This window comes from Plantibacter sp. (assembly GCF_059073635.1).
Genome location: NZ_JCACOF010000007.1, coordinates 332,327 through 344,188, shown reverse-complemented (window position 1 = coordinate 344,188; position 11,862 = coordinate 332,327). Strand labels below are relative to the sequence as shown.

Sequence of the window (11,862 nt, the reverse complement as noted above, 5' to 3'; positions counted from 1 at the left end):
GGTCCGAAACGAGGGGAACCCGCCCATGAGCAACGACGACACCACACCACAGCAACCAGGCCGACCGAACCCGGGCGAGCAGCACAACCAGCCGTCCCAGGGCGACCAGCAGCCCTCGTACCAGCAGGGTCAGCAGCAGCCCAACCCGTACCAGTCCGGACAGCAGCAGACGCCGAACCCGTACCAGCAGGGCCAGCAGCAGACGCCGAACCCGTACCAGCAGGGTCAGCAGAACCCGTACCAGTCCGGGCAGCAGCAGACGCCGAACCAGGCGCCCCCGGCTCCCTACGGTCAGCAGACCGGTCAGCAGCCCGGCGCCCAGAACCCGTACCAGCAGGGCCAGCAGGGCCAGCAGCCCAACGGCCAGTACGCGACGGCGCAGAACCCGTACGCGACCGGCGCTCCGAAGCAGCCGATGGACCCGAAGCAGAAGAAGCGGATCATCCTGTGGTCGTCGATCGCCGGTGGTGCACTCGTACTCATCGCCGCCGCCGCCATCACCATCAGCGTGCTGAACACCACGGCGTTCGGCCCGCAGGCGAAGGTCGAGGAATACCTCAAGGCCATCGCCGCCGGCGACGCGAAGCTCGCGACGAGCCTCGTCGCACCGGACCCCTCGATCGTCGGCAGCACCGACGACGAGTCCGCAGAGCCCGAGGCCACCCCGGACCCGTCCGCGTCGGCCGATCCGGATGCGGACGCCGAAGCCGAGGCTCCGGCCGCCGTCAAGCCGACCGCACTGCTCACCAACGAGGTCCTGAAGGGCGCCGACGAGCGCATCAAGAACCCTGAGGTCGGCCGCGTCTACAACCGCAACGGCGAGGCACGCGTGCAGGTCACGTACGAACTCGGTGGCAAGAAGTACGAGGACTCGGTCACGCTCGAGAGCGAAGGCAAGCAGTTCCTGTTCTTCGACCAGTGGAAGCTCGCCAGCTCCCTCGTCGGCAGCATCAACGTCTACACCGGTCTCGGTGGCACGGCGTTCAGCGTCAACGGCGTCAACTTCGACGGCGCGTCCGACGAGAGCCTGTTCGCCTACCCGGCCATCTACACGGTCGCTCCGCCGGAGAGCAAGTTCCTGCAGGGCGACGCCCAGACCATCACGCTGAGCTCGTACAGCGCCGGCGAGGGTTCGGCCTTCATCGACATCGACGTGACCGCCACCGAGGCACTCACGACCGAGGTCACGAAGCAGGTCGTCGCGATGATCGAGAAGTGCCTCGACGCCACCACGCTCGACACCACCTGTGGCGTCATGCCGGACTGGCAGCAGAAGCAGTTCACGAGTGTCGGCCCGGTGACCTGGACGCTCACCTCTCCCCCGACCGTCGAGGTCGATGAGAGCGGTTCGTACTTCTACACCTCGGACGGCCGGATCGACGGCTCGTTCGACGCCTCCTGGTACGGCAGCGCCGTGGCGGGTCAGCAGGTGTGGGACACGTACCTGAACTTCCCCGGCAAGATCACGATCGACGCCGACGACAAGGTCACGGTGACGTTCGACTCCGACGAGCAGACCGAGTAACGGTTCTCGCCTGAACGCCGAATGGGGCGGCACCTCCGGGTGCCGCCCCATTCGTGTGTCCGGGGCCGGGAGGCCCTCGCCTAGAAGCCGCCGCCGATGGTGCTCAGGCGCTTGATCCGTTCGACGAGCGGCGGGTGGGTGCTGAACAAGCGGGCGACCGCGCCGGGCTTCAACGGGTCGGAGATCCAGAGGTGCGCCATGGACGAGTTCTGCTTCGCCATCGGTCGACCGTAGGCGGCGAGCTTCCCCAGCGCGCTCGCGAGCGCTTCCGGGTGACGGGTCGTGAGGGCGCCCGTCGCGTCGGCGAGGTACTCACGCTGCCGTGAGATGGACAGCTGGACGAGCGTCGCGAGCAGCGGTGCCACGAGCATCGCCACGATGCCGATGATCAGCATGACGGGGTTGCCGCCGTTGTTGTTGTTCCGGTTGCCGCCACCCCAGATCGTCATCCGGAGGAGCATGTCGGAGAGGAACCCGATCGCGACGACGAGCCCGAAGACGACCATGGACACGCGGATGTCGTAGTTGCGGACGTGACCGAGTTCGTGGGCCATGACCCCCTCCAGCTCGGCGTCGTTGAGGATCTCGAGGAGGCCGGTCGTCGCGGCCACCATCGCGTGCTGGGGGTCGCGACCCGTCGCGAAGGCGTTGGGCGCCGGGTCGGCGATGAGGTACACCTCGGGCATCGGCGTCCCGGTGGTGATCGCGAGGTTCTCGACGATGCGGTACAGCCTCGGGTTGTCGGCCAGCTCGATGCGCTGCGCACCGGTCATCGCGATGGCCTGCCGCCCGGCGAAGAAGTACTGGATCACCGCGTACACGACGGCCACGACGAGCACCACGATCGTGATCGTCAGGTTCTGGTAGAGATACCCCGCGAGCCAACCGAGGCCGCCGATGATGACCAGGAAGACGACGAAGATCAGGACCGTGTTGAGCTTGTTCCTGGCGATGGCGCGGTACATGGGACTGCGCTACCGCACGTCAGAACTGGACGCGCGGCGGTTCGGCGATCGCCGCGTTGTCGGTGACCTCGAAGAAGTCGTGCTCCGAGAACCCGAGGCCCTTGGCGAACAGGTTGTTCGGGAACACCTTGACCTTGGTGTTCAGCTCCCGGACACCGCCGTTGTAGAAGCGGCGCGAGGCCTGGATCTTGTCCTCGGTGTCGACGATCTCGGACTGGAGCTGGAGGAAGTTCTGGCTCGCCTGGAGCTGCGGGTAGGCCTCCGCGACGGCGAAGATGCTCTTCAGCGCCTGCTGCATGTGGGTCTCGGCCTCACTCACGGCCGCCGGCCCCTGCGCGGTGAGCGTCTCGGCACGAGCCTTCGTCACGTTCTCGAACACGGCCTTCTCGTGCGCCGCATACCCCTTGACCGCCTCGATGAGGTTCGGGATGAGGTCGGCGCGTCGCTTCAGCTGGACGGTGATGTCGCTCCATGCTTCCTCGACCCGCACGTTCAGCGTCACGAGCGAGTTGTACGTCACCCAGAAGTAGATGCCGACGATGACGACCAGGGCGACGACGATGAGGACTGGGATCAGCCATTCCATGAGGATGGGCTCCTTGTGAGTCGATGGAGAGCGGGTCTGCTCATTCTACCTGCGACCCGCCGGTGCCCTTGGGGAGTTCGGAGGAAGCACGCAGCAGGCGTGCAGCGCGGACGCACCGGACACCCGGCGGGCCGTCACTCGCCGAGGACGCGGGCGAGGTACCGGTTCCCGAACAGGCGGCCGGGGTCGAGGCGGTCGCGGAGGCGGACGAACTCGTCGAAGCGAGGATAGGCGCCACGCAGGGACGACGCGTCACGGCCGTGCAGTTTGCCCCAGTGGGGCCGACCGCCCAACTCGATCATGATCGCCTCGACGGCGCGGAAGTACTCCCCCGGGTCCTCGCGGAAGAAGCGGTGCACGGCGACGTATCCGGTCGCTCGTCCTGATGCCGTGGAGAGCCACAGCTCGTCGGCCGCTGCGACCCGGACCTCGATGGGGAAGGAGATCCGCCACCCCCGCTCCTCGATGAGCGCGCGGATCCGGGCGAACGCGGTCGGGAGGTGCTCGAGCGGCACCGCGTACTCCATCTCCACGAACCGCACCGTGCGGCTCGTGGTGAACACGCGCGTCGACCGATCGGTGAACTCACGGTCGCCGACGAGGCGGTCCGCGAGCCGGTTCACGCGCGGGACGATGGCCGGCGCGACGACGCCCGTGTTGCAGAGGACCCGGTAGACCCCGTTGGCGAGGAGCGTGTCGTCGACCCACTTCGCGACCGGGCGGAGTGGCCTGGTGGGCGCGTCACCCGGCAACCGGTGGTTCGTCTTGGTCAGGGCGGTCGCGGTGTGCGGGAACCAGTAGAACTCGAAGTGGTCGACGGCGGCGGCCCGGTCGAGCAGCGTCGGGCAGCAGCTCGTCGAGCGGCTCCGGCCGTTCCACCGCGTGCAGCACGAACGCCGGGACGCACTGCAGCGTGACCTCGACGAGGATCCCGAGCGCGCCGAGCCCGAGCGCCAGCGCCGGGAGGAGCCCTGGTTCCTGCTCGGCGTCCGACGTCAGCAGCTCGCCGTCCGCCGTCACCATCGTCACCCCGACGACCTGCGTCGCGATGCCGCCGAACGCCATCCCGGTCCCGTGTGTGCCGGTGGAGATCGCGCCGGCGACGGACTGCCGGTCGATGTCGCCGAGGTTCGGCATGGCGAGACCGAACGGTTCGAGGAGGCGCGGGATGTCATGGAGGCGCGTGCCGGCGCGGAGGGTCACGCGGCTGCGTTCCCGATCGACCCGGACCAGGCCGCTCAGGGCGTCGAGCTCGAGCAGCACACCGGGCGCCACGGCGATCCCGGTGAAGCTGTGTCCGGCTCCGACCGCCTTGATCGGAAGGCCCGCCCCCGCTGCGGCACGCACGAGGCGCTGCACCGCGCCGACCGAGTCGGGCCGCTCGACCCGCACGGGCCACGCCCGCTCGGTCCGCGCCCAGTTCGTCCACGCTGTCGTCTTCCCCATCAGACGAACCCCTGCCCTTCGCCGCGGTACGTCGGTAGGACGGCTTCCACCCCGTCGTCCCCGACCACGTGGAAGGCGTCCACCCGTTCGCTGAGCTCCCCGGACTTCGTGTGCCGCAACCAGACGCGGTCACCGAGCCGGAGCGACGCAGCCGCAGCCCCGGAGACCGGCGTCTGCACCTCGCCGGCCATCTCCCGCGGGAGCATCTCGAGGCCCTCCGGCCACGCGATGAGCGGGAGGCGGTCGAGCCCTGGCGGACCGGAGGCGACCCATCCGCCGCCGAGGATCGTCGCGAGCTCCGGCGACGGCTTCCGGACGACCGACAGACCGAATGCCGCGGCCGGTGCCGGGGTGAACGCCCGGTAGTGGTCGAAGAGGTGTCCGCCGAAGACGCCACTCCCGGCGGCGATCTCGGTCACCGAGTCGTCGGACGCGGTGAGCTCCAGGGATCCCGTCCCGCCGCCGTTGACGAACTCCAGCTCCGCGACCGCTCGGACCTCCGCGACCACGGCGGCACGACGTTCCCGGAGTTCGGCCCACGAGCGCCGCTGGATCGCGCGGAGCGCAGCCGACCACGCCGGTCGACCCGCGAGGTCGTCCCCCTGCCCGGCGATCTGCGCCTCGTAGGCCATGATCCCGACCAGGCTGAAACCGGGTCGGGCGACGACCGCCTCCGCGAGAGCCCGGACCTCGTCCGGCGTGCGCAGGGGCGAGCGGCGGACACCGACGTGGCCGAGGGCGGGCGCGCGGAACGAGGCGTCGAGCTCGATGCACACGCGGATGCGTGCACGTCGCTCCGGAGGTGTCACCGCGTCGACGAGGTCGAGGTGGTCGAGGGAGTCGATCATGAGGGTGATCCGCGAGGCCGCCCGTTCGTCGGCTGCCAGCCGCGCGATGGCGCCCCGCTCCGCCGTCGGGTAGCCGACCACGATGTCGTCCACCGTCTCGGACAACCAGAGCGCCTCGGACAGGGAGTAGGCCAGCACGCCGGCGTACCCGGGTTGTCTGAGGAGCGCGTCGATCACCGCTCGGACACGGATGGATTTGCTGGCGACGCGGATCGGTTTCCCCGCGGCCCGTCGGAGCATGTCGTGCGTGTTGTGGCGGAGGGCTCCGAGCTGCAGGACGGCGACGGGCGAGTCGACGTCCGACACGGCCCGCTCGATACCGCCCCAGTACCGTCTCGGGTCGAGCCAGGGCATCGGGTCGGACACCCGGCCGCCGGCGGTCAGTTCGATGCTCATCAGCGCACTCCTCGTACTCGGGTGACGGCGACCGCCCCTGCGACGGCGCAGGCCGCGGAGACGAGGTAGAGGCCGGCGAATCCGCCGAGCCAGGCGACGAGGCAGGCGCCGATGAGCGGAGCGACCGCCTGCGGCACCGCCTGGGCGATGTTCATGATGCCGAGGTCCTTGCCGTGCGACGCCGGGTCCGGCAGGACCTGCGTCGCGAGCGCCTGGTCGACCGACATGAAACAGCCGTAGCCGAGCCCGATGAGCGCCGCCGACACGAACCCCATCGGCAGCGAGGGCCAGATCGCGAGCAGGAGTGCGGCGAGCGCCTGTGAGGCGGAGGCCGCGACGACGAAGACTCGTCGTCGGCCGATGCGGTCGGACAGTCGGCCGAGCAGGATCGAGGACCCGACGACGAACACCGTGTAGACGACCGTGACCAGCAGGAGGTCGGTCTCGGCGTCGGCGTCCCCGAGCCCGAAGAGCAGGAAGTAGAACAGCAGCGAGGTGCTGAAGGCGTTGCCGAGGTTCACGAGGACGCGGCTGAGCATGGTCCAGGCGAAGTCGGGATGGCGTCGCGGTGAGATCCAGAGGCTCTCCAGGAGCGCGTGCACGGTGAGTGGCACGGGTCGATCACCCGTCGGGAGTGGATCGGGCAGCCGGAGGAAGGGCACGACGAGCACGATGAGGAGGACGGCGAGCGCCAGGTACCCCACGACCATCTGGGTGCCGAGCAGGAGCAGGAGGGCGATGCCGAGGATGACCCCGACGGCCTGCGGAGCGGAGATCCACCCCGAGACGAAGCCGCGCTGCCCCACGGGCACCTGATCGGAGATGGTCGCGGTGAGCGCCGCTCCCAGGATGCAGAAGCCGATGATGGCGAGGCACCAGCAGACGCCGATGCCGACGATGCCGGTCTGGAGTCCGAGGAGGACGAGCCCCAGGGCGAAGACGAGCGCACCAGCTGCGATCCACGGGCGGCGTCTCCCGAACCGCGACCGTGTGCGGTCGGACAGGGCGCCCGTCAGCGGATACACGACGATGGAGCAGAGTCCGGCCGCCCCGGCGACGACACCGAAGGCGACGACGCTGTCCACCCAGTGCTCGGGAGCGAGCGTCGCGTCGATCTGCGCGGGCAGGAGGAGCTGCAGCGGGGCGAGCTGGGCCATCCAGACGCCCAGCCAGGCGACCGCGAAGGCGGCGACCCAGCGCCCGGTGACCCGTCGGTCGGCCGGGTGGTCGACGGCTGCGGTGCCGAGGCCGCTCATCTCGGCCCCGGTTCGGCGAGGGTCGCGACGAGGTGCGCCACCGTCCCGACGAGTCGCCGGGCTTCGGCATCGTCGCGTCGCACCAGCCAGCCGAGTGTCAGGCCGTCGGTGAAGGCGATGACGGTCCGCGCGATCTCGTCGACGGGCTGCGTCCAGGTGCTGCCGCTGACCGTGGCGGCGAGCGCGAGCGCCTCACACGCGAGCTCCTCGTACCGTCGGTACTGCTCGAGCGCGAGGTGCTCGAGGCCCGGCGTCCGCATCGCGTAGGCGCTGAGCTCCTGCATCGCCGCCTCCCGAGCCGGATCGGCGCGGAGGAGGTCGACGTAGCGTTCGAGGCCGGCACGGACGACGGCCTCGAGGGTGGGCGGATGCTCCTGACTGGCCTCCTCGTCCGTCAGCAGCTCGCCGACGTCGAGGACGACGCGTTCATGCTCGACGACGTGTGCGACCAGTTCGGCGAGGAGCTCGTCGCGGGAGGCGAAGGCGTAGTGGAAGCTGGCGAGCGACATCCCGGCCTCGGCCACGATGGCCCTGGTCGTGGCGGCGGCGACGCCCTCGGCTGCGACGACGCGGAGGGCGGCGCTGATCAGCTCGGCTCGTCGGTCGACAACGGAGATCCTCGGCATCGCAACCCTTCCCGGGGCGCCTACGGGTCGTGCCGCTCCATCGCGGTCGACTCGACTGGGACGGATGACCCAGTCGCGCAAGTATGGCGGACCGCCGGCCCGAGCGCACCTGTCGCGACGGTTTTCCCGTGCGGATCGGCCGAGAATGTGACCCGATCTGGCGCGGGAGGTTGACTTCCCGCGGTGATCTTGGGGGAATGGAGACGGTGACCGGGGAACACGCGCGCGCAGGAACAGGAGTCCGATCGAATCGCTCGATCGGACGCGTCGCGATCCTCCTCGCCGTCTTCCTCTCGGCCGGACTCTGGACGACGACCGTCGCGGGCCCTGCATCGGCGACGCCCGAACCGCTCCCCACCCCGAGCGAGAGCGCTGCGACGCCGACACCACCGCCGCTCGACGGGCCGACCATCACGAGCCCCGATTCCGGTTCCTTCATCGGCAGCGGCAGCACCACGGTCACCGGGACGAAGGACGCCGGCACGGGGGTCCAGCTGCAGGTCGGCGACGGTCTCGAGCCGGTCTGCATCCTGCCGCAGGACGACAGCACCGAGTGGTCCTGCTCGATCGACCTGCCCGACGGCGGCGGACTGCTCATCACCGCCGTCGAGGTCGGCGGCCCGGAGACGCTCTCCGCGCAGATCTCCGTGTCCGCGCTCGGCCCGCCCACCATCACCGAGGGGACGCCGAGCAACGGCGGCGTCCGCGGCACCGCCCACCCCGGAGCGACGGTGACGGTCCGCGCCGACTCCGGTGCCACCTGCAGTTTCGCGGCGGACAGCTCCGGAAGCTGGTTCTGCGTGCTGGGCGAGCCGCTGCCGGCCGGCGACGTCTCCGTGACGGCGACGCAGCAGGCTTCGTTCAGCGGCAATCAGCGCTCCGACGCGTCCGCCCCGGTCGTGCTCACCATCGACCGCGACGCTCCGGCCCCGCCTGTCATGTCCTCACCGACGGCCGGACAGGCGATGCCGACCTCGGCGGCAAGCTACGCCGGCACCGGCGAGGAGGGCGCGACCGTCACCGTCTTCGCCGACTCGACGTCGGTCTGCACGGCGGTCGTCACCGGTGGCGTGTGGAGTTGCTCGGGCGGGGGCGTACCGGCGGGCGCGCACGTCGTCCTCGCGATCCAACAGGATGCCGCGGGCAACACGAGCGGGGCGAGTACGGCGATCACCCTGACGTTCGGCGACGCATCGGCCGCGCCCGCCACGCCGGCACCGTCCGCCTCCCCATCGCCGTCCGACGGCACCGAGCCCGCGCCCGCGCCGGGGACACCCGCTCCGGGGACGCAGCAGCCGACCCCGTCGCCGAGCGGCGAACCGGCACCAGGCGCCGCTCCACCCACCGGTGGTGGCGGACTCTGGTCGGGGACGACGCCGTTCACGCAAACCCTCGCCTCCACGATCGACGGCCGCGGCCAGCCGGTCTGGTGGCTCGCCGCACTCCTCGCCCTCGCGGCGGTGGCGCTCATCGCGATCCCGGCCCGACTCCTCGCTACCTCCATCGCCCCCTGGCGCGCCACGATCGCCGACCGTCGTCGTGCAGCGGTGACCGGGCGCAACCGACCGAGGGACGAGTTCGAGCGGGTCCCGTCGGTCCCGCTCCCGAATCGCACGGCGATGGCCGTCGTCACCGCCGTGCTCGCGGCAGGCATCCTCATGTTCGCGCACCCGGTGACCGGTCAGCCGGCGTACCTCCGGCTGTGGTTCGCCTCACTCATCGCCGTGGTCGCGATCAACGTCGTGGGCCTCCTCGCGCAGCTCGTCGTCGCCCGCCGAGCCAGGCTGGGCTCGATGCGCGTCAGCGTCCGTGTCGGCGGACTGGTGGCGGTCGGTGTCGTCACCGCGCTCTCACGCCTCCTGGCCGTGCAGCCGGCTCTGCTCTTCGCGCTACTGACCGAACTCCGACCCACACGGAGACCCGAAACGCATGAAGCCGGCTCGACATCCTCGACGGAGACCGATTCCGATGCCATCACGCCACGCATCGCGGGTCGCCTCGCGCTGGCCCGGATCGCTGCGGCCGCCGGGCTCGGTTCGGTCGCCTGGCTCGTGTCGGCGCTGGCCGGTGAGCCGAGCGGCGGCGTGGGCGCGATGCTCGTCGAGGCCGTGAACCTGACCGCGATCGCGGGGATCGGATCCGCGTCGATCGCACTCCTCCCCCTCGGGCCGCTCGGTGGACGCGCCATCCTCGCCTGGTCGAGGCCGGTGTGGCTCGGCAGCGCGTTCGTGGGATTCACACTGCTGTTCGGACTCCTGGGCCCGACGGCGACGGTTCCGGGTGCGGGTGACACGCTCGTCGGGCTCCTGCTGGGGTCGCTCGCCTTCGCGGCGGTCGGAGCTGGGACGTGGGCCTGGAACCGTCACCTCCGGCCGCTCATCGACGCGCGCTAGGCCGGACTCCTCCGGCGACGGCGGTCGCGAACGGCCCTGGCCTACAATCGCGGTGAAGGCCACACACCGGGTCGAGAACCCGGTGCCGAGGTGCGGGAGGGTTCGGGATGTTCGGTTCGAAGAGGAAGCTCGACGATCTCATGGCGCAGCTCAGGCCTGACCTGAGTCGGGAAGCACTGGGCGTCGGGCCCGCATTCCCCGGCGTCGCCCCGAATCCGGTCCTCAGCGGAGATGCTCGCAAGCGGAACGCCGAACTGCGGACGGGGACGCTGGCGCTCGGTGTCCTCGTCGATTGGCGGGAGGTCAACAACAATCCACGCCTGGTCCTGATGCTCGACGTGGAGACCGCCGACGGCCGCTCGTTCCGCGGGATCGCCGACGAGAACTTCACGATCACGGAGCTCACTCGACTCGCCCCCGGACAGACGTTGCCCGTGCGCTACCGCCCGGACGTCATGGACCACTACGTCGCCCTCGCGCGCGACGCGGACCCCGCCCTGGTGCAGCAGCTCGCGGACGAGATCGCGAGACGCAAGCGGCGCTGATCCGATCGCCCGCACCGCACGGCACGGCTCGCGACCATCGCGATCCGCTCGTCGGGGACGACTCAGCCGGCGTCGGCGGGACGCTCGACCGGCAGGCCGCTGGCGGCCCACTCGGAGATGCCCCCGGTGACGTTCACGGCGTCATAGCCCTGCTGTTCGAGGTAGCCCGTGACGCGGGCACTGCGACCGCCGGAGTGACACATCACGTACACGGTCTCTTCGCGGGGCACCTCGTCGAGGTGGTCGAGGAAGGACGACATCGGCAGGTGCCGGGCACCGGGCACGCTGGCGACGGCGACCTCGTCGGCTTCGCGGACGTCGATGATGACGGCCTGCTCGAGCTTGCTCAGTTCGGTTGGGGTGATCTCCTGCATCGTTTCAGCCTACCGTCGAGGACGTACGGCCGGGCCGGAAGATGCAGCGGGCAAGCGTGAGGGCGAGGTAACCCGAATACCTCGCCCTCACTTGAGGCGTCTAGCAACCGGTCGACCAAGAAGCTTGCGGCTTCCGGGACCGGCTCACGGGTGACGCCCCCACCTCGAAGGTAGCGGACGGGAGGCACCTTGCGTGACGCAACACCGCCGTGTCGCGTTCGCGTCGTGCGTTTCGTGCACCCCGTTCGGGGGTCAACGCTCGAGGCATCGTTGTCTCAGTGCGCGCTGTCGGGATCGCGAGGGATGTGGAGCTCACCCGGGTCGACGTCGACGTCGCCGGTGTCGTCCGGACCACCGGTCCCGGGGGCGACGTTGATCATGCCGGAGGCGATGTCGGGATCACGGACGACGGGCTGCCCGTCGTCCTGCTTGGCCGCCGTCTCCGCCTCGCTGGAGGGGCTGTACGTGCGGTCTTTGCTCGTCTGCTCGTCGTCGTTCAGGGCGTGGTCGTGGTCGCTCGGAGTACTCATGCTGAGCACGCTAGTCGCGCCCCCAAGCCCGGCAGGGACCCTTGCAGGATCGGGGCGAACGTGCAGAGGGGTACGACCGCCGTGCGGGCGACCGCTCAGTGCAGCCGGCGGAGCGATGCCGAAGCGATGACGGGTCGTGCGGCCTCGACGTATGACGCCAGGGTCTCGCGCAGTGCCGCCGCGTTGTCGTCGGTCAGGTCGATCTCGTAGTTCTCGCCGTCGATGCCGAACCGGACCGTCTCCCCCAGCCCGCGAGGGATGTCGGAACCGTCGAGGTCGTCGACGAGCGTCGTGATCGTGCGGGTAGCCATGCGTCCATCCTTCCACGGGAGTGGCGGCAGTAGTCCACGTCGTCTGCGGGGACGACTACCC

The 11,862-nt window shown here is 70.2% G+C and carries 11 protein-coding genes and 1 pseudogene; 3 read left to right on the top strand and 9 right to left on the bottom strand.

Annotated features, from left to right (window positions below):
- The first annotated feature begins 25 nt into the window (after positions 1–25).
- The gene (locus AC5JOC_RS06895; RefSeq protein WP_192005260.1) at positions 26–1,525 is read left to right on the top strand and encodes a zinc ribbon domain-containing protein; all 1,500 of its coding nucleotides are present in this window, start codon (positions 26–28) and stop codon (positions 1,523–1,525) included.
- An 80-nt stretch (positions 1,526–1,605) separates the two neighbouring features.
- Here the strand turns inward: AC5JOC_RS06895 and AC5JOC_RS06890 are convergent, their stop codons facing one another.
- The 6 genes and pseudogenes from AC5JOC_RS06890 to AC5JOC_RS06865 form a co-directional block, all read right to left on the bottom strand.
- Positions 1,606–2,490: a M48 family metalloprotease gene (locus tag AC5JOC_RS06890; protein ID WP_079002033.1), complete on the bottom strand. Its 885-nt coding sequence runs from the start codon at positions 2,488–2,490 to the stop codon at positions 1,606–1,608.
- Between the two features lie 19 nt (positions 2,491–2,509).
- Positions 2,510–3,076: a LemA family protein gene (locus tag AC5JOC_RS06885; RefSeq protein WP_064296457.1), complete on the bottom strand. Its 567-nt coding sequence runs from the start codon at positions 3,074–3,076 to the stop codon at positions 2,510–2,512.
- A gap of 134 nt (positions 3,077–3,210) precedes the next feature.
- Positions 3,211–4,522 (bottom strand): annotated as a pseudogene (locus AC5JOC_RS06880) (D-arabinono-1,4-lactone oxidase).
- Complete coding sequence (locus AC5JOC_RS06875; RefSeq protein WP_124768974.1) at positions 4,522–5,766, bottom strand: alanine racemase; 1,245 nt, start codon at positions 5,764–5,766, stop codon at positions 4,522–4,524. Before AC5JOC_RS06875 ends, AC5JOC_RS06880 begins: the two are co-directional and overlap by 1 nt.
- On the bottom strand, positions 5,766–7,022 hold the full coding sequence (locus AC5JOC_RS06870; protein ID WP_274499634.1) for an MFS transporter: 1,257 nt from the start codon (positions 7,020–7,022) through the stop codon (positions 5,766–5,768). The genes AC5JOC_RS06875 and AC5JOC_RS06870 overlap by 1 nt, the downstream gene beginning before the upstream one ends.
- On the bottom strand, positions 7,019–7,648 hold the full coding sequence (locus tag AC5JOC_RS06865; RefSeq protein ID WP_079705485.1) for a TetR/AcrR family transcriptional regulator: 630 nt from the start codon (positions 7,646–7,648) through the stop codon (positions 7,019–7,021). Before AC5JOC_RS06865 ends, AC5JOC_RS06870 begins: the two co-directional genes overlap by 4 nt.
- A gap of 197 nt (positions 7,649–7,845) precedes the next feature.
- Between AC5JOC_RS06865 and AC5JOC_RS06860 the strand changes: the two genes are divergently transcribed.
- Together AC5JOC_RS06860 and AC5JOC_RS06855 are read left to right on the top strand one after the other, a co-directional pair.
- Positions 7,846–10,041: a hypothetical protein gene (locus AC5JOC_RS06860; protein WP_494245879.1), complete on the top strand. Its 2,196-nt coding sequence runs from the start codon at positions 7,846–7,848 to the stop codon at positions 10,039–10,041.
- Positions 10,042–10,148: 107 nt separating this feature from the next.
- On the top strand, positions 10,149–10,586 hold the full coding sequence (locus AC5JOC_RS06855; RefSeq protein WP_159878169.1) for a hypothetical protein: 438 nt from the start codon (positions 10,149–10,151) through the stop codon (positions 10,584–10,586).
- Positions 10,587–10,648: 62 nt separating this feature from the next.
- On the opposite strand, the gene AC5JOC_RS06850 is transcribed toward AC5JOC_RS06855, so the two are convergent.
- The 3 genes from AC5JOC_RS06850 to AC5JOC_RS06840 all read right to left on the bottom strand — a co-directional run bounded on the left by AC5JOC_RS06850 (position 10,649) and on the right by AC5JOC_RS06840 (position 11,801).
- Positions 10,649–10,960 carry a rhodanese-like domain-containing protein gene (locus AC5JOC_RS06850; protein WP_064296463.1) on the bottom strand — a complete coding sequence of 104 codons (312 nt, stop codon included), beginning with the start codon at positions 10,958–10,960 and terminating at the stop codon, positions 10,649–10,651.
- Positions 10,961–11,235: 275 nt separating this feature from the next.
- The gene (locus AC5JOC_RS06845; protein WP_138946673.1) at positions 11,236–11,490 is read right to left on the bottom strand and encodes a hypothetical protein; all 255 of its coding nucleotides are present in this window, start codon (positions 11,488–11,490) and stop codon (positions 11,236–11,238) included.
- Between the two features lie 95 nt (positions 11,491–11,585).
- Complete coding sequence (locus AC5JOC_RS06840) at positions 11,586–11,801, bottom strand: histone-like nucleoid-structuring protein Lsr2 (protein WP_064296464.1); 216 nt, start codon at positions 11,799–11,801, stop codon at positions 11,586–11,588.
- Between the last annotated feature and the right edge of the window lie 61 nt (positions 11,802–11,862).